This window comes from Pseudomonas sp. AB6 (assembly GCF_034314105.1).
Classification (GTDB): domain Bacteria; phylum Pseudomonadota; class Gammaproteobacteria; order Pseudomonadales; family Pseudomonadaceae; genus Aquipseudomonas.
Map to the genome: position 1 here is coordinate 1,979,965 of NZ_JAVIWJ010000001.1, position 22,938 is coordinate 2,002,902.

Annotated in this window: 15 protein-coding genes and 1 pseudogene; all 16 read right to left on the reverse strand. The window is 55.6% G+C overall.

Features of this window, described 5'->3' with window-relative positions:
- Window positions 1-167 precede the first annotated feature (167 nt).
- Window positions 168-431 carry a hypothetical protein gene (locus tag RGW60_RS09425; protein WP_322204082.1) on the reverse strand — a complete coding sequence of 88 codons (264 nt, stop codon included), beginning with the start codon at window positions 429-431 and terminating at the stop codon, window positions 168-170.
- On the reverse strand, window positions 428-1,720 hold the full coding sequence (locus RGW60_RS09430) for a motility associated factor glycosyltransferase family protein (protein WP_322204084.1): 1,293 nt from the start codon (window positions 1,718-1,720) through the stop codon (window positions 428-430). The genes RGW60_RS09425 and RGW60_RS09430 overlap by 4 nt, the downstream gene beginning before the upstream one ends.
- 80 nt (window positions 1,721-1,800) lie before the next feature.
- Entirely contained in the window at window positions 1,801-2,727 is a 927-nt protein-coding gene (locus RGW60_RS09435) for a ketoacyl-ACP synthase III (RefSeq protein WP_322204086.1), read from the reverse strand.
- Between the two features lie 227 nt (window positions 2,728-2,954).
- On the reverse strand, window positions 2,955-4,007 hold the full coding sequence (pseI, locus tag RGW60_RS09440) for a pseudaminic acid synthase (protein ID WP_322204088.1): 1,053 nt from the start codon (window positions 4,005-4,007) through the stop codon (window positions 2,955-2,957).
- Complete coding sequence (gene pseG, locus RGW60_RS09445; RefSeq protein WP_322204090.1) at window positions 4,000-5,508, reverse strand: UDP-2,4-diacetamido-2,4,6-trideoxy-beta-L-altropyranose hydrolase; 1,509 nt, start codon at window positions 5,506-5,508, stop codon at window positions 4,000-4,002. Before pseG ends, pseI begins: the two co-directional genes overlap by 8 nt.
- Window positions 5,505-6,215 (reverse strand): pseudaminic acid cytidylyltransferase, encoded by a 711-nt coding sequence (pseF, locus tag RGW60_RS09450; protein WP_322204092.1) that lies wholly within the window; start codon window positions 6,213-6,215, stop codon window positions 5,505-5,507. Before pseF ends, pseG begins: the two co-directional genes overlap by 4 nt.
- The gene (locus RGW60_RS09455) at window positions 6,212-6,832 is read right to left on the reverse strand and encodes a pseudaminic acid biosynthesis-associated methylase (RefSeq protein ID WP_322204094.1); all 621 of its coding nucleotides are present in this window, start codon (window positions 6,830-6,832) and stop codon (window positions 6,212-6,214) included. The genes pseF and RGW60_RS09455 overlap by 4 nt, the downstream gene beginning before the upstream one ends.
- 31 nt (window positions 6,833-6,863) lie before the next feature.
- Window positions 6,864-8,033, reverse strand: a complete 1,170-nt coding sequence (gene pseC / locus RGW60_RS09460) for a UDP-4-amino-4,6-dideoxy-N-acetyl-beta-L-altrosamine transaminase (RefSeq protein ID WP_322204096.1) — start codon at window positions 8,031-8,033, stop codon at window positions 6,864-6,866.
- Window positions 8,030-9,055 (reverse strand): UDP-N-acetylglucosamine 4,6-dehydratase (inverting), encoded by a 1,026-nt coding sequence (gene pseB, locus RGW60_RS09465; RefSeq protein ID WP_322204098.1) that lies wholly within the window; start codon window positions 9,053-9,055, stop codon window positions 8,030-8,032. The genes pseC and pseB overlap by 4 nt, the downstream gene beginning before the upstream one ends.
- Window positions 9,056-9,083: 28 nt before the next feature.
- Window positions 9,084-12,014: a TIGR00180 family glycosyltransferase gene (locus RGW60_RS09470; protein WP_322204100.1), complete on the reverse strand. Its 2,931-nt coding sequence runs from the start codon at window positions 12,012-12,014 to the stop codon at window positions 9,084-9,086.
- Window positions 12,015-12,098: 84 nt separating this feature from the next.
- Entirely contained in the window at window positions 12,099-13,325 is a 1,227-nt protein-coding gene (locus RGW60_RS09475) for a class I SAM-dependent methyltransferase (RefSeq protein WP_322204102.1), read from the reverse strand.
- A complete protein-coding gene (rfbG, locus tag RGW60_RS09480; RefSeq protein WP_322204104.1) occupies window positions 13,322-14,458 on the reverse strand; it encodes a CDP-glucose 4,6-dehydratase in 1,137 nt (378 codons plus the stop codon). Before rfbG ends, RGW60_RS09475 begins: the two co-directional genes overlap by 4 nt.
- Window positions 14,440-15,213, reverse strand: coding sequence for a glucose-1-phosphate cytidylyltransferase (rfbF, locus tag RGW60_RS09485; protein WP_322204106.1), 774 nt, complete (start codon window positions 15,211-15,213; stop codon window positions 14,440-14,442). Before rfbF ends, rfbG begins: the two co-directional genes overlap by 19 nt.
- 430 nt (window positions 15,214-15,643) lie before the next feature.
- Complete coding sequence (locus tag RGW60_RS09490) at window positions 15,644-19,228, reverse strand: glycosyltransferase (RefSeq protein WP_322204108.1); 3,585 nt, start codon at window positions 19,226-19,228, stop codon at window positions 15,644-15,646.
- 105 nt (window positions 19,229-19,333) lie between these two features.
- Window positions 19,334-20,865 (reverse strand): annotated as a pseudogene (gene flgL / locus RGW60_RS09495) (flagellar hook-associated protein FlgL).
- Between the two features lie 15 nt (window positions 20,866-20,880).
- Complete coding sequence (gene flgK / locus RGW60_RS09500; RefSeq protein ID WP_322204111.1) at window positions 20,881-22,935, reverse strand: flagellar hook-associated protein FlgK; 2,055 nt, start codon at window positions 22,933-22,935, stop codon at window positions 20,881-20,883.
- Between the last annotated feature and the right edge of the window lie 3 nt (window positions 22,936-22,938).

Genomic DNA, 22,938 nt, shown 5'->3' on the forward strand with positions numbered 1-22,938 from the left:
GGAATTAATAAGCACAAATACCCGACGTATGTAGGGTATTTAGGTTATAAGCACCGATTTTATAAGGATTTATTTTTGGGTGAAAAAATATAAAAAAAGAGAGAGTAAAGCTGGAAAAGGTGAGCTGATAGACACTGATCGATGGTCGCATCAAGCCATTCAAAAATTCATGGGCATAACCCCAACAACTCAACCAATTCAAATTCGAGATAGTCCGCCATACCCAGTACGTCGCGCTTCTCCTGATGGGCCAACATTACTGTCAGCAAAAGGAGCCATTTCTGTTGCACTTTGGCCGGCTCTTCAGAAAACAGCGGCATCAGCCGGGTGAACAGCTCGACCATTTCCGACGCCGCCTCGACATCCCGTCCCAATCGAAACAGCCCAGCGCACTGGCGCGCTGCCAGGATCAGCTCCGGTGCAGCGTTCATTGGCAAAATTCCGGGTCGTAGGTGGTGCCCGCAATCATGGCACCTGCCCTACTGCTGTTGAGAAAGCGCACCTGAGGATGTGCGGCAATGTAACGCTCCAGCACGGCGAGGTAGCCACGGAAGTTGAGCTGCGTCTTGACCCGTTGCCCATGACCATCGAGCACCCAATGTTTGGCCAGGTCCGCGCCGGGGCCCAAATCACCGTCATTCCAACCCGCATGGGTTTTATTCATTGGAAAGGCGAAGTCGGCACCGAACAAAGTGATCTGTGCGGCCCCCATTTTCACCGCCAGGTCCACCGCAGGGTGCATCACGCTGCCGCCCACATTGAGTTGTGCTTTGCTGAGCTGTTGGCGCAGTTCGGCATAGATCGGGCTGACGGAATAGGCGGTGTAGCGCTTCCCTCGCCAGCCCTGCACTACGCTTGGGTTGCTCATGGGCACGTAGACCAGCGGCAGATCGTCTGAGCCCTCTAGCGGCAGATGCCGCAGCGTGATGTTTTTATCGACGGTGACCACCAGGTCCGGCTTGATGCCGTGCTCCAGCAACGGCCGATAGGCCGTATCGACACTGATGAAGAGCGGTCGGGGCGACTGCGCACGGAGAGCCAAGAGCTTTTCAAAGTGCAATTCCAGGGTTGGCCCGGTGCCGATCACGTAAACATCACGCCCCGGCTGCGTAGCGAAAAGCTCAGCGACGTCCGCATCACCGCGCACGCATTCAAGGTTGTCCTGCAAACGCTGGAGGATCTCAGGAGCCTGCGGGTCGAAATGGCGGTTATTGAAGCTCAAGTGCACTTCGCTGATCAGCCGATCGCGAATTCTGGCATTTAGCCCATCCGCCAACTCGAGTTCACCCGGCAACGCAAAGAACGGCAACTGGATATCCGGGCAGTCAGCCGCGTAGCAAAGCGCTACCCGAGGATCATTCAGCCATGCCGTTTGGTCGAGCAGTTCAAGCACCCGCTTGAACAGCCCGCCATTGAGGATATGGACGTGTAAACGCTCAAGGGCTGGACGCTCAAGCAACACCCGTTGCAGATCGCCTAGGCCGGTGCCATAAACGTGCAACAGCGGACTTTCAACAGTAAGGATGGCAGCCTGAAGCCGCGCCTCAGCGTCGCGGTCATGACGACTGGTCAGTTGGATGCCGCCGGTTCTCAGGGTTGAGTCCAGCCCTTGCACCCACTCAATCTGCAATGCCTCACCCTCTTCGGCTACTAGGCGGGACAACACCGTCGGCCAACGACGACCTAGGACTGCGGCATTTTGCTGAAAACATTCGCTCATGCGGCCTCGCTCAAACCCTGCGCAAAAAAATAGCGCTTCAGGTTACCTCACCTGAAGCGCCACTTAGCTGTCGGCTGCCCTTACGGGCGGTGGAGAATCGCCGATCCCCACGACAAGCCCACCCCGAAACCGCTGATTGCCACGCGTCTCCAGGTTGAATTCAATACATGCTTCTCTAGCAACAGCGGAATACTCGACGACACGGTGTTCCCGGTCTCAAGCATGTCCTTGATGAATTTTTCTGGCTCGCCTTCGAAGCGCCGTGCCACGGCATCGACAATGGCCGCACTGCCTTGGTGAATGCAGTAAGCGTCAATGTCGTTGCCTGTCAGGCCTGACTCGTCGAGCAGCTCATGCAAATGCGCAGGGACTTTCACTAACGCGAAATTGAACACTTGACGGCCGTTCATGAAAAACACGCCATTGCTGACTTTCAGATGCGGTGCACCCGAGCCGTCGGTACCAAACTTGGCCTTGCCCAACTGCCAAGCCGCGTCTTCGCCTATCCAGGTCGCGGTGGCCGCGTCACCGAACAGCATGGTGGTGTTGCGGTCTTGCGGGTCGACAATTTTCGAATACGGGTCAGCGGTCACCAGCAGGCCGTTTTTCATGCCCGTGGCCTCCATGAAGCCTTTGATCGCGTAGATGCCGTAGACGTAACCCGAGCAGCCGAGGGAAATATCGAAGGCGGCGACGGTGGTGGGCAACCCCAGCTTGTCCTGAACGATGGCCGCCGTGTGAGGCAGGCCTTCTTCGTCACCGTTCTGGGTGACGACGATCAGTACATCAATGGATTCGCGCTTGAGATCCGGGTTGTTCGCAAACAACGCATTCACCGCTTCCACACACAGGTCCGATGTTTCTTGCTCGGCGTCTTTGCGCGGCAGGAAGGCAGAGCCGATCTTGCCGAGGATGAAGTCTTCGTTCTTATCGAACTTGGCACCTTGTGCGTAGTTATCGACGCCAGCTACGGGCACGTAACTCGCTATGCTTTTTATGCCAATCATTATGGCTTCCCAATCATGAGCTGCTGAATACCACCACTCGCGAATGTCAAGGGTGCTTTCAATCAGAAATTATGTCGTCTCAAGGCGCGACAACGAGAGAGAGTAAAGGGCTACCACTGGACCTTTAGAAGAGCCAGGCGCCATCATCCCCGGTCAATACAATACAGTGAAGATGCGCGTTATGACTCACAGGTCACGCTATTTTGCCGAATGATCGACAAATGCCGTTATTCGACCATCGACCAGTCCAAGGGCGTACCCCGTTTCAACCCATGTTTGGCACGCCGACCGATGACCGCGTCGCTGTGTTTGGGCGCTAATCCGAGGCCGGGGCGGATGGCCCGCAGATTGTCGGCGCTGAACAATTCACCCGCCTCCATGTCTTGGGTGACATACAACGACCGACGATAAACCAGCGACTTACGCTCGGCCTCCGTCACGCCGTAATGCACCTGCCCCATGGCTTGCCAGGCACGCTTGGTTTCAACCACCAGGCTCGCCAACTCCGCCGGTTCCAATGAGAAACTTGCGTCTACCCCGCCCGCAGAGCGATCCAGAGTAAAGTGTTTTTCAATCACCGTTGCCCCGAGCGCCACGGCCGCAACAGAAACGCCAACGCCCATGGAGTGATCGGACAGCCCCACTTCGCAACCGAACAGTTCGCGCAAGTGTGGAATCGTCCGCAGGTGGCTGTTCACTGGCGAAGCGGGGTAAGTGCTGGTGCATTTGAGCAGGATCAAGTCTTTGCACCCGGCCGCACGGGCAGCACGGACGCTTTCGTCCAACTCGGCAACGCTGGCCATGCCGGTGGACATGATCATCGGTTTGCCGGTGGCGGCTACACGACGAATCAACGGCAAATCGGTGTTTTCAAAACTGGCGATTTTGTAGGCCGGAACCTCCAGGCTTTCCAGGAAGTCCACTGCACTTTCATCGAAGGGCGTCGAGAACGCCAGCATGCCCAGCGCTTTGGCCCGGGCGAAAATCGGCGCGTGCCATTCCCAGGGCGTATGGGCTTTTTCGTACAGCGTATACAACGATGAGCCCGCCCACAGACTGTCCGGGTCTTTGATGAAAAACTCGCCGTGATCAAGGTTCAGGGTCATGGTGTCGGCGGTGTAGGTTTGCAGTTTCAGGGCGTGAGCACCGGCTTTTGCCGCCGCCTCAACGATTTGCAGTGCAACCTCCAACGACTGGTTATGGTTACCGCTCATCTCGGCAATGATAAACGGTACCGATCCAGCACCAATCGAGCGTTGGCCAATCTTGATGCTAGTCATCTGAATGATCCTTTAAAACGCGCTCGAAGCGGCAATCGGCTTGGGCGTACCCAGCCTCTCGAAACAGACGGATTGACGCTTGATTGGCGGGCAGTACCCGAGCCTCAATAGCCTGTAATTGAGGCCAATGACACCGAGCGAAGTGTTCACCCTTTAGCAACAGCGCCCGGCCCCAACCGAGCCCAAAGCGGCCGTCGAGCAGATAGACCGAGACCTCGGCTCGCTCGCCAGTGAGATCGTAACGTAAAACCCCTACCGGCCCGTCGCGCGCTTCGGCGATCAACAATACTCGCTGAACATTACTGAGCGTGGCCGCCAGCCAAGCGAGATGTTTGTGCCAGTCGATTAATTGAGAGTGCCCCGAGCGTTGGCGAACAGGCTGCGCGTTGCGTCCGTCAAACAGTAAACGTGCATCGGCCATGGTTGCCAAACGCACCTGCAAAAACTCACCCTCCAGTGCCACCGCGACACGCCTTGCGCCTTGGCCATCAACCATCTGACGCGAGCGCTCGGCAAAGCTCTGGCGTAAGCCGTGATTCGTCACTAGCACACCAATGGCGTCGCGCAGCAGCTCGACCGAAACGCTTTCACACGGCCCCAGATACAAGTGTGCGCCGACGGCGGCCATAGCTTGGGCGTTGGCCTGTTGATTGGCCGCCACCGCAATACAGATAGTCGGCAGCCCTAAAGCCGCTCGCTCCCAACTGGTGCCGCCGCCCGCACCAATAAACAGATCCGCGTGCGCCATTAGTTCAGCAAAGTGCTCGGTATGGGTCTGTAAGCGCCAGGTCGGACGCGTACTGGCCATGGCCTGCATAGAGGACCCTTTTGGGTTGCCGGTGCCTGCGATGAAATCAACCTCCAGCTCATGAAAGTCGACAAGCGCCAACATGGCTTTCCACGTCTCACCCGCCGCATCGAAGCCACCGAAATTCACCAGAATCCGTTTTGCCTGCGGCCGAATCGGTACCGGGGGGCGCTTGAACTCGTCACGAATCATCGCAAAGCGTGGACCCAATAAGCATCGGCATGCGGGGGTAGTCCAGGGATCGTACGCCTCGGGTGTGCCGCTGAAATTCTGGTCGAGCAGTAAATCCGTAGCGTGACGGCGATTGGCCAAGTCATCGATGGCCGCAATTTTTAATCCCCATTGCCGCGCTGCGGTCTGCCACTGATGGTCCAGGCCGTAATGATCGACGATGATCCAATCGAAGCACTCATCCACTGGCAACACCTGTTGCAGCGCTGCAATATCGGCCTGCCAGGGCAATGCAGCTTCAATGTCTTGTCCGGCATCGGACGTTTCGGCATACGCCGCTGGCAAGGCATAGGTGCGCCAACCTTGAGCCGTTAACCGGTCAAGCAAATGCCCCGGCAGTAAACGACAGGCAAAGCTCACCTGCGCACCGCTGTCGCGCAACACCGTTGCCAGGGTCAGGCAGCGCGCAATATGGCCGCTGCCAATGGCATGGGACGCGTCGGCTCGAATCAGGACGTTCACGGCTCCAGCTCCCCGCCCGCAAGCAAGGCGGCGTAAAGGTATTCAGCCCGAGTCCAGTCTTCTTCGTTGTCGATGTCCTGAACCAAATGCCGAGGCAGGATAACCGGCAGACTTTGCTCGGAAAACAACACATCACCACGCAGCCACGCCTCGCTGTGCCCCCAATAAAATTGCCCGGCGTCTTGATAGGCCACGGGCAAATCTTGCGAGCGGGTTTCCCGGAATTGCGGATACATCGATTGCAAGGCGCCCTCCTCGGTCAACCCCAAGGCCCGCTGCACAGCGAAACCAAAACCGCAGACCGAGAAAGCATAGGATTTGTCGGGGTGCTGCTTCAGGAGGGTCAATCCTTCAGCCAGGTAGCGGGCTTGCAGTAACGGCGCGGTGGCATAAATGCAGCACGCATACTCGAAGCGCTGGCCTTGTTCCTGGAGCGTCGTCAGCGAATGAACAATAACCGCTGCCGTGCCCGTGAAATCATCAGCCAGACGTGCCGGGCGCATGAACGGCACCTTCGCACCGTGCCCCCTAGCGACTGCGGCAATCTCTTCGTCGTCGGTGCTAACCACAACCTGATCGAACAACCCGCATTTAAGCGCAGCGCGTATTGACCAAACGATCATCGGCTGACCGTTAAACAGCTTAAGATTCTTGCGCGCAATCCGTTTGCTGCCGCCCCGGGCCGGGATTATCGCCACCGCTGTCATAGGCGTTTTTCCAGCAGAAACCAGTTGATGTCGTCCGTGGGAAATTGCGGATCGCGGTGGTAACTGAAGCCGTAATCCAGCAGTTGCAGATCTGGGTAACTGTCAAGCATTTCACCGGCGAAATCACGCTTGAACAACTTGCCGCTATTGCCGCGATAGGCCACTTCTACCGGCACCGGGTTGTAGTACTCGCAGATTAAAATGTAGCGCTGGCTTAGGCCGTGCAGTTGCGCGTAGGCCGTGGGTAGTAACTCGGGCGCCAAGTGAATCAGCACGCCTTTGCTCAGCGTCAGGTCGAAGGTTCGGTCATGGGGATAGTCGAACAACGAACCGTGCCAGACATCACCAATACCCAGCGCTTGAGCGCAGACGTGAGCGTGTGCGTTGATCTCGACGCCATGCAACTCGCAGCTCGGAAATAATTGATGCAGCGCCTGCAGGTTATTGCCCGTGTTGGTGCCCAGTTCTAACAGGCTGTCGAGCCGCAAAGTGCGCGCCAGCGCCTTGGCGAATAACGCCAGGTTGGCAGCGGTCAGCGGCTGGCCTTGATTGCGCCTCACGTACTGATCACCGAAGTTGCCCTGCCAGAACTGTTCTTGCTCACTCAAGTCACGCATCGATCATTCTCATCAACTAATCGCACAACGCTTAGGCCAAAAGGCGGCGCAGCTGCTCGATTACATAGTCTTGTTGCTCATCGGTCAGATCAGGGAACAGCGGCAAGCTGACTGCTTCACCGAAATAACCTTCGGCCACCGGAAAATCACCCTCGCCAAAGCCTAAGCCTTGGTAATAAGGCTGCAAATGCACTGGAATGTAATGCAAGTTCACGCCGATACCCGCCGCCCGCATAGCGTCGAACAGCTCTCGCTGGCTGAGTGTAAGCCGATCAAAATGTACCCGCACCACATAGAGATGCCACGCTGATTCAGCGCCGGATTGTGAGCTTGGTAATTGCATAGGAAGCCCGGCCAACAGTCGCTCGTAACGAGCCGCCAACTGACGCCGCCGCGCAATAAAACCCTCGATCCGGGCTATTTGCGACAGCCCCAGCGCGGCGTGCAAGTCCGTCATTCGATAGTTGAACCCCAGCTCGACTTGTTGGTAATACCAAAGCCCTTCGCTCGGCACCGACATCTGTGCTGGGTCTGCGGTAATCCCATGGCTGCGCAACCGACGTAAACGCTCGGCCAATTCCGGTCGATTAGTCAGGACCATGCCGCCTTCGCCCGAGGTAATGATTTTCACCGGATGAAAGCTGAAAATGGTCATCGCCGCGTACGCGCCACAGCCTACAGGACGCCCAAGGTACGTCGCGCCGACGGCATGGGATGCGTCTTCAATTAACGTAAATCCATAACGCTCAGCCAGTGCCGCCATCGCGCGCAGGTCACAGCTTTGGCCGGAAAAGGCGACCGCCACCACTACCTTGGGCAATGTCCCAGCGGCCTCGGCAGCGATGAGCTTTTTCGCCAGCACATCCGCATCGAGGTTCCAGGTCAGCGGGTCGATGTCGACAAAATCGACCTTGGCGCCGCAATAGCGTCCGCAGTTGGCGGAGGCCACAAAGGTATTGGGCGTGGTCCATAACCAATCGCCCTCGCTCAACCCCGCAGCCAGACACGCAATGTGCAGCGCTGCGGTGGCATTGCACACCGCCACCGCAAAATCAGCCTCGCAGCGCTCGGCCATTGCCGCTTCAAAGCGTTCAATGGTCGGGCCTTGAGTCAGCCACGGCGATTTAAGAACCGCCACTACGGCGTCGATGTCCGTTTGGTCGATGTTCTGTCGCCCATAAGGAATCGAAAAGGTGCTCATGCCGGTAGCTCGACCGGCAGCTGGGGAGGTGACTCTTCGTGCAGGGCTGAAATCTGCCCCACACTCACAAATTCGGGGTTGATGTCGGAACGGTATTCAAAATCTTCATCCACCGCCACACCCTGCTCGCCCACACCGTCGATGGCAAAATCGACATCGACGCTGGTGAAGCGAATCGACGGTTGAATGGTGTAGTGATCCTTGAACTCTATGGTCATGCGCGCGTCGTCCAACGGCACCATCAGTTCATGAAGCTTTTCACCGGGACGGATACCGACAATCGTGTGCGGCAAATGCGCTGCCATGCCTTTGGCCAAATCCACCACCCGTATCGAGGGAATTTTCGGCACAAACACTTCGCCGCCGTGCATCCGGGCAAAGCTGTCGAGTACAAATTGCACACCATGATCGAGGGTGATCCAGAAGCGTGTCATCCGGACATCAGTGATCGGCAGTTCCCGCGCACCTTCGCTGATCAGCTTGCTGAAAAACGTCACCACTGAGCCTCGGGAACCCGCCACGTTGCCATAACGCACCACCGAGAAACGCGTCGATTGGTCGCCGGCAATATTGTTCGCCGCGACGAACAATTTGTCTGACAGCAACTTGGTTGCGCCATACAAATTGATCGGGCTGGCGGCCTTGTCCGTGGACAAGGCAATCACCCGTTTCACCCCGTTATCAATGGCGGCGGCAATAATATTTTCCGCGCCATTGACGTTGGTTCGGATGAACTCCGTCGGATTGTATTCCGCCGCTGGTACCTGCTTAAGGGCCGCGGCATGTACCACGTAATCGATCCCTCGCATTGCCACCCGCAAACGCTCGGCATCGCGCACATCGCCAAGAAAATAACGCATGCACGGTGCATTGAACGTTTGCTGCATTTCGTACTGCTTGAGCTCGTCGCGTGAAAACACCACGACGCGCTTGGGCTGATACTGCTCTAGCAAGCGGCGAATGAAATTACGGCCGAATGAACCCGTGCCGCCTGAGATAAAAATCGATTTGCCGTTGAACATGCTGTGAGTCCTTCTGCCCGTACCTGACTTAAACCAGCAACGCCGCCCAGTCGACACTGGACGCGTCGCCGAGGGTAAACCCCTTGCCTGTCAGAGACAGGCTGCTGTTGTAGGCTGGGTCGTGGGCAAACTGACTGCTCCACTTATCGCGCAATTTTTCCAGTGCGCCCTCAGACGTCGGCGTCGTACCCGGATGAATGATTTCGACCTGCGGCGTCCAAACGATCAAGTAACCGGCTTGTCCGATTTTCAAGCACACATCGACGTCACTGTAGGCTTCGCTAAAATCGGTTTCATCCAGCCCACCGACCGCGTCGAACAGTTCTTTGCGAACCATCAAACAGTTGGCGGAAACAGCGGAGTAGCTTTGTTCCACGACCAAGCGGTGCAAGTAGCCTTTGGCGTCTTTCTTTTCACCCACAAACGCCGAACCGACGCCGCCGTTCAGGCCTAGAATCAGACCGGCTTGAGTGATTTTTCCGTCACTTTCAATCAGCTTGGCGCCGACGACCCCGACTTCAGGGCGCTGAGCCTGGTTAAGCAGCAGCTCGATCCAGTTCGGACTCACCACCTCAGCCTCGTCCGAGAGCAACACCAGGTACTCGCCGTTAGCCTGACGGCACGCGTCGTTGAGCAACGCTGACGCATTCAGGGCTTGTTCGTTGCGCAGCACCCTTACTCGACTGCCGGCGACATCCTGAAGAGCCAACCAACTGATCGTTTCGTCATCGGTGCTCTGGTCGTCGACGATCAGCACTTCGTAGAACCGGTGGCGGGTTTTCAACAGAACATGGGTCAGGCAACGTTTGAGACACTCAAGATTGTTGTGGCTGTGGACGATGATCGACACCAGAGGTTGCTCGCGGTGACGATAGTCGATTTGATAGGTGCCCGGCACTGCCGAACTCACGTGGGCCTTGTAGCCGCGGCCGGTGAGATGCCGGTTTAACGCCAGGCTTTCATGGCCATTTTCACCGATCCACGGCTGCTCGCAAATGAGCAACGGCTCGTCAAGGTGGGCCAACCAACTCACTCCACCGCGCTCGATAATGCGCAGCAGCAATTCGAAATCCAATGCACTGTCGAAGTCTGCGGAATAACCACCAGCGTCGACAAACACGTCCTTGCGGATCAACCAATGGCGCGACATTAAGGCGGGGAAACTTTGCAACAGATCCAAGTTGAAATCCGGACGGAACACATCGATCAGCGACCCACTCGGCAATCGTTGTACTTCGTCAGCAAATACCGCACGGCAATCAGGCGCTGCTAACAACTCGACACTGGCGCGCAATAATCCGCTGGCGGTGAACTGATCGCCGCCATTGGCCAGTAGTATCCAATCACAGGATGTTTGCCGTGCCACTTGGTTAAGTTTATCGATACAGTTTTCATGGGTGATCTTAACAAAATGCAGCATGTCCTGAGCCGTGGTGGTGGTCGCAGGCATGCCATTCGTAAACACCACGACCTTGAACGCTCTAAACTGACTTTCCATCAAACTGTCGAGGGTTATCTGTAATTTTCTGTTGTCGTTGTTTGCATTCAACAGCAATATACAAACTTGAGGACCACCGTGATGCGCATCAAGGTGTTTAGTAATTAACGTGCCTTGATCCGCACTGGGCGCACGCGCCTCCAGCCAGTTAATCAGGCGACCGGAAGGCATTTTAGCGAGTTGAGTGTTGCGATTCTGAACCGACACCGCGTCCAGTCGCTTTAACCAATCAACCAACGCTCCAGATTCTCCGGGCTCATCCAGTAGCTGGAGATTATGCGAAAGGCTTTCAACGACCTGCTTGTTGAATGGACTACGGTCCATCGCCGGCCACAAACGCCCGGTAATAGTTTTGATGCTATCGGTGTCGTGCTCCAGTGACGCTTCCTGCTGCAATGCCCAGACACCTTCGAGTTCCTCAAGCTGCACGCGGCCAGCGGGCATGGCGTGAAGCAAAAACTCAATCTGCGTCAGTTGGTCGAAAAAAGCCTGGTTGTAGAACGGCAATTCGACGTACTGCATCGGACCGAACTGCCGGGACGGCCCACTGAGCGGACTGGTCCAGCTGGACATAAAGATAGGCTCCATGGTCAAGGCAGTCCCTTTGCACAAGCCGTCCAGCATCTCGTGAAAACTGTCCAGCACTGATTGCTTGATCTGCGCCTGATCGAGGTCAGTAATCGTCGTAGACAGACTGGCGAAAAATTCCGCCTTGTCTTCGCGATCCTGTTCGCCCTTGGCGTCTCTAGGACCCAGCACCGTCGTCACTTCAGTGTTGTGGTCTGACGTAATGTAGTTCAGCTCTCGAACACTGTAAGGAATCGGAAGAATACGAACTTTTGACGAGACTAAAAGATAGTAAGCGTGGCCGATTTCACCCCACTCCACGATGATGTCTAGCGGCGCAGCCTCAAACCACTGGCGCAGCAACTCGGTTCGGGCTACCGAATAGAACGGTGGAATAAATTGGCTAAAGAAGTCCCGAACCCGCTGCTCCGGGTGATCAGACGCGTAATCTTCCTGGACCTTTTTATCGCGACGGTAGTACTGCACAAAGTTGCTGTGTGCCAAGTACATCAAACTGTATCCGTAACAAACACCGTAGTCCGGGTTCGTTTCGAGAAACGCCAACGACTGCCCAATGGCATCGTGCAAAATAAAGTCATCGTCCGCCGCAAACAACATATACGGCGTGGTCACCAAGGTCAGACCGTAGGCTAACTTCCCCTGCAGGCCGGTATACGCAAACTGCGGAAGGTGTTGGTAATTGACATCTGGAAAGCGCTCAGTCAGACCTTCAACAGCATTTGGAGAAGAATCAAGCACGAGGAAGGTGCACGGAAAATCGCTATAGAACTGCAGCGCTCTGAGCAAAAAGGCCGGACGATTATGGGTCATAATCACCAGCGTCAGCCGCTCGGCCAAAGACGAAGGCTCATCAGTACTGTCATTATTTTGCATGCTTTTCCCCAAACGGCGAACGGTCATAAGAAGTTGTATTAATGAGTGTGCAATGGATCAGGGGCCAGCTGGCCGACGCCCCCGTCACAGCATGACCAACTTGGGCACCGCAATGACAAACTGCCCGCCCCACTCACGCACTTGCGCTTGCTGCTCACTGACTTCATTCAATAGATTCCAAGGCAGGACCAACACGTAATCCGGCTTTTCAATGGCCAGCCGCTCAGGCGCCACGACCGGAATCCGACTGCCAGGCAAAAATTTCCCCTGCTTGTGGGGATTGGCATCCGCCACCCATGCCAACAAATCAGGCTTGACCCCGGCGTAGTTGAGCAACGTGTTGCCCTTCGCCGCAGCGCCGTAGCCCACGACGCGTTTGCCGTCGGCTTTGGCCTGAAGCAAGAACCGCAACAGGCCATGTTTGATCCGCTCGGCAGCGGGTGCCAGCGTGGAATAAAACTCCGGGGTTTTCATTCCGGCAGCCAGCTCGACAGCCAGCACCCGTTGCACCGTCGGTTCAATCGTCCGGCGCGGCCCATCGGCACGTTGGACAAACACCCGCAACGACCCGCCGTGAGTCGGCAGCTCACTGATATCAAAAATCGCCAAGCCATTGCGCTCGCATAACAGCTGCACCGCTGTCAGCGACAAATACGAATAGTGCTCGTGGTAAAGCGTATCGAACTGGGCGCCAGCCATCAGTGTCAGCAAGTGCGGAAACTCAAAGGTCGCAACGCCTTCGGGTTTCAACAGCAGAGCAAAACCGCTCAGAAAGTCGTTGATATCAGGAACGTGCGCCAAGACGTTGTTGGCAGCCATCAAGTCTGCGGACCAGCCCTCTGCCACTAACTGCGCAGCAGCCGCCTGACCGAAGAACAGCTCGCGAATCTCCAGGCCTTTTTCTCTTGCTGCCTGCGCCGTGCTGTGCGTCGGCTCGATGCCCAGGCAGGCAATGCCACGTTGAGCCACGTATTGCAGGAGGTAGCCGTCGTTGGCGGCGATTTCCACCACCCGGCTGTCGGTGGTCAAACCAAAGCGCTCAACCATCTCGGCGACGTAACGGTCGGCGTGCGCCAACCAAGTGGTGGAGAACGAGCTGAAATACGCATAATCGGCGTCAAACAGGGTTTCAGCGCTGGTGTAGTCCTCGGTCTGTACCAGCCAACAGGCCTGACACACCTGAACCTTGAGCGGCACCCATTGCTCCGATTGCCCAAGCTGCTGTGGACTTAAATAAGCGTTCGACGGCGGTGCGGTGCCGAGATCGATCAACGGCAAAACCAGTGGAGTGGCGCAACCTCTACACTTCATAGCGAAACTCCAACAAGCCGAGGGTCCAGTGCAGAAGACGAGGGGTCTTGTTCCGACAGCCCTCGATACAAGTTCAATTGGGCCAACGTCACGTCACTCATGTCTGCGCCATTTTTCCAGGCCAGGTGCCAATCCACTGTGTGTTCTAGACACTGTTGTAGGGACCAACGGGGCTGCCAGGCTAACAATTGATGAGCGCGACTGCTGTCCAGGCGTAGCAGGCCGGCTTCATGCAGATCGCTGGGTTCGATGCGCAGCCCTGGCGCTTGCGGCCAGCGTTGGGCGAGTTGATTCACCACTTCACCGACGCTGCACATGTCGCTTTCGCTCGGGCCGAAATTCCATGCCCCGGCAAACTCCGGACCTTTTTCATACAGCGCTGCCGCCAGTTGCAGGTAACCCGCCAAAGGTTCCAGCGCGTGTTGCCAAGGCCTGATGGCCTGTGGATAACGCAACGTGACCGGCTCGCCGGCTGACCATGCTTTAAACACGTCGGGGATTAAACGCTCAGCGGCGAAGTCGCCGCCGCCAAGCACATTGCCTGCCCGCGCGGTGGCTAACGCCAAACCGTGTTCTTCATAGCGACCAGCGGCGAAAAATGACGCCGCATAGGATTGAGCCAACAGCTCGCAGCAGGCTTTGCTGCTGCTGTAAGGATCATGCCCACCCAGCGGCTCGTTCTCGCGGTAAGGCCACAGCCATTCTTTATTGGCGTAAACCTTATCGGTGGTGACCAACACGCAGGCCCGGACGCAGCCGACCTGGCGAATCGCTTCAAGCAGATTAAGGGTGCCCATCACGTTGCTGGAATAGGTGCCTAACGGGTCGCGGTAGCCTTCTCGCACCAGCGGTTGAGCCGCCAGGTGCAAGACGATTTCAGGTTCGACATCCGCCATCACCTCCAGCAAAGCGCCCAAGTCACGCAAGTCACCGCGCCTATCGTTCAAGCCATCGGCAACCCGCGCAAGCGTGTACAGATTCGGCTCGGTCGGAGGTTCCAAGGCGAAACCGGTGACATCGGCACCCAGGCTCTTCAACCACAGCGCTAACCAGCTGCCTTTAAAACCAGTGTGACCGGTCAGCAGAACCCGCTTGCCGCGCCAGAATGGCGGGCTTAGTCCCACTGCTTCCATGGGGCCTCTCCTTTTTGCCACAACTCCTCAAGATGATTCTTGTCGCGCAAGGTATCCATCGGCTGCCAAAAACCGTCGTGCTGGAACGCCATTAAGTGGCCACCAGCCGCAAGGTCGGCTAAAGGTTCAGATTCCCACGCGGTTAAGTCGCCTTTAATAAACGGCAGAACCTTGGGTGAAAGCACAAAAAAACCACCGTTGATCCAACCGCCATCGCCACGGGGTTTTTCGGTAAAACCCTGTACTGAATTGCCTTGGCGATCCAAAGCACCATAACGTCCCGGCGGTTGCACTGCGGTCACGGTCGCTAACTTGCCGTGGGACAGGTGAAAGTCCACCAATGCGCCAATATTCAGATCTGATACACCGTCGCCGTAGGTAAAACAAAAAGCTTCTTCGTTTTCCAAATGGCCGGCAGCCCGCCGTAAACGGCCGCCGGTCTGAGTCTCTTCACCGGTGTCAATCAGCGTCACGCGCCATGGTTCACTGTAATTCTGGTGCACGTCCATCCGATTGGCGACCATATCGAACGTAACGTCGGAGGTATGCAAAAAGTAGTTGGCGAAGAAGTCCTTGATCGCATAGCCCTTGTAGCCGAGGCAGATAATGAAGTCGTTGATACCATGAGCCGAATACTGTTTCATGATGTGCCAAAGAATTGGCTTGCCGCCAATTTCTATCATCGGTTTCGGCTTAAGGTGCGACTCTTCGCTGATACGTGTACCCAGACCGCCCGCCAGAATTACTGCCTTCATCCTGTCCTCTCTTGTTTGGCAAAAGGGCGCACTAAGCGTTATCGACCTCGCGGACCCTATCAATAGATCGCCTGCCTACGACGCGAAGCATTTTGCTACCGCGGCGGGAATAAAGTTTTTTTGGCGATACAGAGAGGTTTTAGCAGGAAGCGTGCCAGCTCAAATTACTCAAGCGGGGATGAGTTTTATAAGAGTTGCCACGGCGTCGGGGAGTGGCTGGGCGTCGGAATTGACGCCCTCCCGAACGAATTGGGCCCTACAGAGAATCACTAAACCCTGTAGGAGTTGCCGAAGGCGACGATAAGGTCGGCACGACCTTCAGCGGTATCACTAAAGCAACCCTTACCCGGTCGAATCGCAGCCTTCGGCAGCGCCTGCAGACTTATGTTTTTGATCCATAAGTTATGCACGTTTTGACAAACTATCGGAATTAATCTGCAATCCAACCGTTTACCCACTGCTGCAAATTATCGCCACGCAACATGTAGTCCCGAAGAACGACTTCGCGCAAGTCATCACCCATGCGGTAGCTGGCATCGGGATCGGACAAATGCATTCGGATAGCCTGCAGCCATTCATCCGTAGTGTTTGTGATGATCCGCGTGCACGGCATATATCCCTGATAGGCTTGGGTGTTAGTGCAAATCACCGGAAAACCGCACGCGCCGTACTCCAACAGCCGCAAGTTGCTCTTACAATCGTTGAAGATATGGAACTCCAACGGAGCCAGCGCAAGGTCCAAGTTCAAACTTGCCAACTTCGCCGGGTACTGATCCATACCCACAATCGGATGAAACTCGTGAAGATAAGGCCGTAGTTCTTTCGGGCACATACCAAAAAACACCCATTCGACCTCGTCCGCCAACTCCCGGATAACCTCAGCAATGATCTCCAAATCACCCGTGTGACTGGTGCCACCGCCCCAACCAATCCGTGGTTTTTTTGACGTCCGGCGATTGCCGCGCAAATTACTCCACAACCGGGGGGCCAACATGTTGGGCACCACTCGAATGTCCGAGTGCATGCTAGACAGTACGTCGCCCAATGCCGCTGTGGAAACAACCACCCGATCGCAATTGACAATACCGCGACGCAGCACCTCGGTCATGTCCGCTGCGGAAGGGGCGTTTCGCATGTGTCCATTTTTCGCCGGGACCTCAATGACGTTGTCATCGAGTTCATAAATACGCCGGGTATTGAAATGCGTCTTCATCGACGCAATTTGCAAAATCCCGCCGTGAAAATACCGCCCTTGAAAGACCGCCACGTCAGGTGATCGACGTTCGATCTCGACCAGCGTAGGCCACTCATAAGATATCTGCCCAACGACCCTGCCTGTCGCCTCCAACCCAAGAAAAGGCTCGCTCATGCGGTAATGCCCAACCGCCGAGGAGTTGATCGGCAAAATCAATAGTTCTGGCAAGCTCGATGAGGTAAATGGACTCCAGCCGGTTCTCAAGCCGGGTTCCAGTCGATAACTGCTACCGTTCATTGAAAAGTTCGGGTTGTAGGCGGGGTCATAGGCGACCAGCGCTAATCGACGATCAAGAAAGGTGGCTTGCTCCAACTCCCGACGATCAAACTGAGCCTGGGTCGGATTCGCGCCACGGCGGCTACCGAGAGCCAATTGCACTTCAGGGGTCCACACCACCAAGTAACCGGCCTCACGCACCCGCAAGCATAAATCGATTTCGTCGAAAATTTGGCTGTATTCGGTGTCGTCCAGTCCGCCAATGCTTTCGAACACGTCCCGGCGCACCATCAGACAATCAGAACCCACCGCACTCAGGTTTTGCGGTATTTGCAGACGGTGCATATAGCCGTTTGCATTCATGTTTTCGCCGTAAAACTGATAACCCGCCGTACCGTCCAGGCCAAGAATAATGCCCGCCTGTAAAACCAGCCCTTGGGGGTTGAACACTTTAGGGCCGACGATTCCGACCTCGGGACGTTGGGCGTGACTGAGCAGACCGTCTAACCATTCAGGCTGAGTGATGACCGTGTAGGTATTGAGGATCAGCAGGTACTCACCCCGAGCATGCACGGCACCGAAATTACGCAACGTAGGAACACAGGCGGCCTCGGGATGATCAAGGATGCGCAACGTGCCCGAGGACATTTTCGCCATGCCACTCAGCCACTCACGGGCCTCAGTGCTAACGCTACCGTTGTCGACAATCAATACTTCGAAATGGGTATAGGCGGTTTTTTCCAGAAGCGTTTCGATGCAACGCTGCAGCGCAAAAAGCTGATCCTTGTGCAGGATAATGATCGACACCAAAGGTCGTTCGGCGTGCTGGTACGTTATTTTATTAACGGACAACTCAACGCCCAACTGAATGTGGTGGTCAATGCCTGAGCGCTGTAAGTGAGCACCCACCACCCGTAGATTTTGCATAACGACTTCTGGCAATGCCAGCCACTGGGAGAAGCTTAACTGCGATTCCAGCACAATCTCGGCAATGTGGTGAACCGAAGTCTCACCTTGTTGTTCATACAATCGCCAGACCAAGTCATGTGGCGCCAACTCCCCGTAGTTTGAATCGAACCCACCGAGTGCCAGGTAACTCTCGCGCTGGAAGGCCACACACCGCCCGATATACGGATAGCTGCGCAGAAAGTCGAGGTTGAAGTCAGGCTTGAATACCGGCTCTGCCGACTCTCCATCACGCAATGCACCTTCGTCAGTGTAAAAACAGCGTGCGGTGTCGTTATTGACGATACGGTCCGCCAACATCAACAGCGCCGACTCGACCAGGCGGTCACCCGCACGCAGCATATAGAACCATTCGGCACCGTCGAGTTGCGCCAGCAGCTCATCGATTTGCGCTATCCAATCGTCCTGCAGCGGCAACGTGCAGACCTTCCCCTCCAAGGCGGTTTCTGTGCAGCTCGCGGATAAAACCAACACCAAATCCGCTGCATAAAGCTGCGTGGCAATACTCTGTAGGGTCATGGCAAGACCGGCACGACTGCCTTTCTCGTCAACGATGATCGGGACGATTTTAGGTCTCTGCTGCCAATGCGTCAGCGTGATCGGTAGCAACTGTCGCTGCCCTACCGATATGGATTTATACGCCAGCCATTCCGCATAGAACTCAGCGAAGCTTTCACTGTAACTACCAACCTTTCCTTGCATGCTGCCCTGTCGCGTGCCCAGGGAACGCATGGTGGCGTGCTCATGCCACGTAATTGGCACTTCATTGGCCGCCGTCAATGGCACATAACGAACATAGCCTTGGGCCGGAGGTAACTCGCCGCCACGGGCCTCTAAAAATTCTATTGCCAGTGGAATCTCGTCCGCCATGGCATCAATCATTAATTGCTGGCGGCTCAACCGATCGTTATGAAGCCGCTCAATAATGAGCACACTTGTAAGGGCGACCATGTTGCCGCGGCGCATCAAACAGCTGTACAGCATCAGATCGAGCAAAGCGACGAACTGGTTACCTTCGGCCAATGTCGGCAGGTATTCCTGCACGACCGAGCTGCGCATCAACGCACTGCTCAAGCCACCAAGGAAGTTGTTCGGGAAATGCTGGAGCACACCAAGCACGTCCTCGCCGTTAAACAGGCTATCGACGTGAGAAAGCGGAATATTACCAATGCGATCCGGCAATTGAACGTCATCCGCGTCCCAAAAATAACGCTGACCCAACACCAAATTAATATTTTTGTAGCCGGTGAAACCCTTCATCTGCGATTCAAGACACAGCGGAAACAACTGATCGTCATCGCATAGAAACTTGATGAACTCACCCGTGGCTTCACTCAGGCATTTAAGCAAGTTAGCGGCAAAACCCAGGCGTTGCGGGTTTTTGATATAACGAACCGGCACAGTGCTGAATCCAGAGAACGAGTCAACCACCACCTTAATCCCATCCGTGCGGCAATCGTCACAAATCACAACCTCGTAATTCGAGTACGTTTGATTCAATGCACTGTGCAATGTCCGCTGAAAAAACCGTGGGTTATAGGCGGGAATCACAATACTGACGAGGGGAAGTGGTTTCACGGCGAGAACTCATAAGCGGCGGGCGCCGCACTTGATCAGCGAGCGCCCTGAACCAATGGATAATGATGACCTGCCTAGTAGCCGGTCGTTACGTTGAGCGAGCGTTTAGACCTTGTTGAACAGACCCAACTGAGAGATTTTGCTGAAGGCCAATTGCGCTGCCGACAACATAGTGGTCTGCAAGGTCAAACGGGTGATAGCCTCAACCGGATCCGAATCACGAATCGCGCCTTGGGCGATTGTGTTGCCTATAACCAAGGTGTCATTGGTAGAACTTTGGTTTGTTAGAATTTTTTGCCGCGCGCCGGAGTTACTGACGGCACTTGATAGCAATGTGTTGGCTGTCGCCAAGTTACCAATGGCCGAGTCCATTGACGCGCTCAGCTTTTGCTGAGCAATGGGGTTGCCGTCGGATGGGACGGCCAATGCAGCCGCCGCAGCCACCAAGGTGTTCAGGATGTTTTGCGATTGATGGGTATTGGCCTGAACCGAAAAAGTGTCAGACGCCGCCGGAGCACCGCTGAGGTTGAAGGTAATCCCGGACGCCGTGGCCGTGATAGTGGTAACAGGCGGCGAACCTGCGCTGGTCGAAGTGACGGTGCCACTTGAAACAGCCTTGCTAGTGCCGGTCATGGGTGCGGCATACAAATCGAATTGGGTGGCGCTGGTGAATTTGAGGACCGCTCCGCCAGGTGGAAAGCTGCTGTTATAAGCGCTGGCGCTGGTCTGAGTCGCACTGGTGATGACTGAAGTCGAGGTGTTGCCAGGGCTGCGTGGTTGTCCGCCGCGCTCAGGTTGGCGTTGAGATTAATTTCAAGCCCACGAAAACCGATGCTTTGGGTGGCCGAACTCGTGGAGCTAAACATACCGTTTCCGCTGGTTTCCGACGTGACGTCGAGGCCAGCACTATCGGCGACGGTGTACTGCGTACTACTAAGGAAGCTGATTTTGTATGGCTGACCACTCGTAAACGCCGAATTGAAAGTCACACTGTTCGTCACCTGACCGGCAGACAGGTTCAACCGACCGTCGTCTGGCGTAGGTGACGTCAAAGTGGTGGCTGTACGGACGGTATTAGTCGCCTGTTCGAATGCCGCCCAACCGGTGGTGTTGGTAGTAATCGACAAGTTGTCGCCGATCGGCACGCTATTGGAGGTTTGGTCGCCGTGGTAACTATAAGTACCGTCTGCGTTTTGGGAATAGGGCGGCGTCGGTGACTTTGAACCAGAAAATATGTACTGCCCGTTGGCATCCTGGCTGTTCATCAATGACAAGACCTGTGCCTGGATCTGGGTCAGCTCTTCGGAGTTAGCCTTGCGGTCGTCGTTGGTATACGTGCCATTAGCACCTGACAGGACCAACTCTTGTGCCCTCGCCACTGCAGTTTGAATGCCTTCCATTGCTGATTGCGACTGAACCATTGTCGCGTTGGCCGCCGTCATGTTGGACGTATACTGACCGAGCAACGAACTCTGTTGACCCAGTTGAAGTAAGCGTGTCGCCCCCGCCGGATCATCAGCGGCCGTATTGAGCTTTACTTGGCTGCTGACTTCCTGGCCAGTGGTAAGCGTGTTGCTGTAGATGCGCTGATAGTTAGCCGCACTCGCGTCGTAAAACTGACCAGTAGAAATACGCATGATGTGTACGACCCCTTAGAGAGCATTGATCAAAGTGGTAAACATCGCTTGTGCAGTCTTGATGATCTGCGAGGAGGCGGTGTAGTACTGTTGATACTTGACCAGGTTGGCTGTTTCTTCATCAAGGTTGACACCCGAGACCGAGTTCCGAGCAGATTTGGCTTGGGTAACGATGGCCGTGGTTGCAGCGCTGTCGCTTTTGGCTTGGGCCGCTTGGGCCCCTACCGCTCCTACCAACTTGCCGTAGGCGTCAGAAAGACTGACGCCGGGGGCGGAACCCGAGACCCCAATCGTCGGCGTCGACTGCAAGGCCGCGGTCGCTGACGCGTTACGGTTATCGGAAGACCCAGCGGCCGTCATCGACAGGCTGTAGCTGTCATTGGCAGCGGGTGTACCAGAAATTGTCATTTGAACGGTGAACGTCTTTTGCACCGGGGGTGGGGCAGTCGTGTTGATCGGATTGCCGCTGGCATCGATCATCGGTACCGTTAGATTCAAAGTATTGGATTGCCCTGGGACGATGGAGCCGGTGCCAATCGAAGTGCCTTGGGCGTTGAACATCGTGTAATTCTGAGAACCACTGGCGACGGCACCGAAGACTAACTTGATCGGCGTAGAGTTGGTGATACCTGTGCGCAGATCGGCGCTGCTTGCGGCGTCGTAGATATTCAGCTGAGTGGTCAAGGTCGGTTGTTGCGAAATCGTTGTGCTGCCTTTGTTGCTGGCGCCCGCCGAAGCCGACAATGGCGCGGCGGCGGCTAGAGCCTGGGGATCGGTCATGGTCGTGCTAATGCCGGAGGCGGCATTGCGCGTTGGCGTCACCTTGAAGCTGTCGCCCGCGCTAAACGCCCCGCCGTTTTGCGCGATGGAAAAACCATCGACAACAAGCGCCGGTTTGGTAGCCAGATCAGAGGAGCCCATAACTTTGCCGTCCGATAGACGTTTAACGTCGTAAGCGGTGGCGCTGGTAAAAGTGACCTGATAGTCGTTGGCCGTAATTTTGCTAGTGTCGGAAATGGTCACATCGAGGTTGCCCGACGGGGCGCTGTTACCCGACGAGGCGATACTGCGCTGGCTGATCTGGGCTGCACTGTTAATGCTGCTAAACAAATTCGAACCAAAGGCGCCGTTAAGGTCCAGGCCCTGATTCAATTGACTGTTGACCTTATCGGAAACCGACAACGCAACACGCCCCAACTCATTCATGGCGGGTGCCAATACGTCACTGCGATAGCGCAACAGGCCGCCAATGCTGCCACCGCTCACTACCGAGGTCACGTCTGATTTACTTTGCCCGTAGCTTACCGACAAGCTGTACTGGGTTGGATCGGTACTACTTGGTCCTGCTGACAAGGTATTGACACTGGTGCCACTGACGAGAGATTGGCCGGTGCCGATAGTGATGTCATAGCTGCCATTGTTGTCGATAACTTTTGCGCCCACCAACGTGTTGAGTTGACGCACAGCTTCGTTGCGCGAATCAAGCATGGCATTAGGGGTCGAGCCAGTGGCTGATGCTTGGGTAATCTGCTTGTTCAATTGAGCAATAGACGCCGACAACGTGTTGACCTGAGTCGCGAGGGTAGTCAATTGGCTGTTGATGTCGGTGTTCTGACTGCCCAGCTGCGATGAAATCGAATTAAAGCGGCTGCTTAGAGAACCTGACGTGGTCAGCAATTGCGAGCGCGCCCCCGCATCGGTGGGGTTGGTCGAGACGGCTTGAAGCTGCGTGAAGAAGGTCTTCAATACACTGGAAACGCCCGTACTGACGCCCGATAGCAGCGTATCGGTAGAACTGACTTGCCCAAGAAAGGCCGTGGTTTCCGAATCCAGGGCAGTACTGCTTTGCAATTGGCTGTCGAGGTAACTGTTATAGATTCGGCGAACGTCCATCAGCGTGGTGCCGGTACCGATGTAGCCGAAACCGAGATTCTGCGGTGATGAAGCACCCGTAATAACCTGCTGACGCGAGTACCCGGCGGTATCAACGTTGGCCATGTTGTTACTGATGGTGTTAAGCGCTGCAGAGTTTGCAGTCAGCCCCGAAAGCCCAATTGAAATCAGTGACATGGT

Coding starts and splice junctions, on each gene's coding strand:
- pseC (WP_322204096.1), bottom strand. CDS start 8,033: ATGAGCACCTTTTCGATTCCTTATGGGCGACAGAACATCGACCAAACG.
- RGW60_RS09470 (WP_322204100.1), bottom strand. CDS start 12,014: ATGCAAAATAATGACAGTACTGATGAGCCTTCGTCTTTGGCCGAGCGG.
- RGW60_RS09475 (WP_322204102.1), bottom strand. CDS start 13,325: ATGAAGTGTAGAGGTTGCGCCACTCCACTGGTTTTGCCGTTGATCGAT.
- RGW60_RS09455 (WP_322204094.1), bottom strand. CDS start 6,832: ATGCGTGACTTGAGTGAGCAAGAACAGTTCTGGCAGGGCAACTTCGGT.
- RGW60_RS09430 (WP_322204084.1), bottom strand. CDS start 1,720: ATGAGCGAATGTTTTCAGCAAAATGCCGCAGTCCTAGGTCGTCGTTGG.
- RGW60_RS09425 (WP_322204082.1), bottom strand. CDS start 431: ATGAACGCTGCACCGGAGCTGATCCTGGCAGCGCGCCAGTGCGCTGGG.
- pseB (WP_322204098.1), bottom strand. CDS start 9,055: ATGTTCAACGGCAAATCGATTTTTATCTCAGGCGGCACGGGTTCATTC.
- rfbF (WP_322204106.1), bottom strand. CDS start 15,213: ATGAAGGCAGTAATTCTGGCGGGCGGTCTGGGTACACGTATCAGCGAA.
- RGW60_RS09435 (WP_322204086.1), bottom strand. CDS start 2,727: ATGATTGGCATAAAAAGCATAGCGAGTTACGTGCCCGTAGCTGGCGTC.
- flgK (WP_322204111.1), bottom strand. CDS start 22,935: ATGTCACTGATTTCAATTGGGCTTTCGGGGCTGACTGCAAACTCTGCA.
- pseF (WP_322204092.1), bottom strand. CDS start 6,215: ATGACAGCGGTGGCGATAATCCCGGCCCGGGGCGGCAGCAAACGGATT.
- pseI (WP_322204088.1), bottom strand. CDS start 4,007: ATGACTAGCATCAAGATTGGCCAACGCTCGATTGGTGCTGGATCGGTA.
- rfbG (WP_322204104.1), bottom strand. CDS start 14,458: ATGGAAGCAGTGGGACTAAGCCCGCCATTCTGGCGCGGCAAGCGGGTT.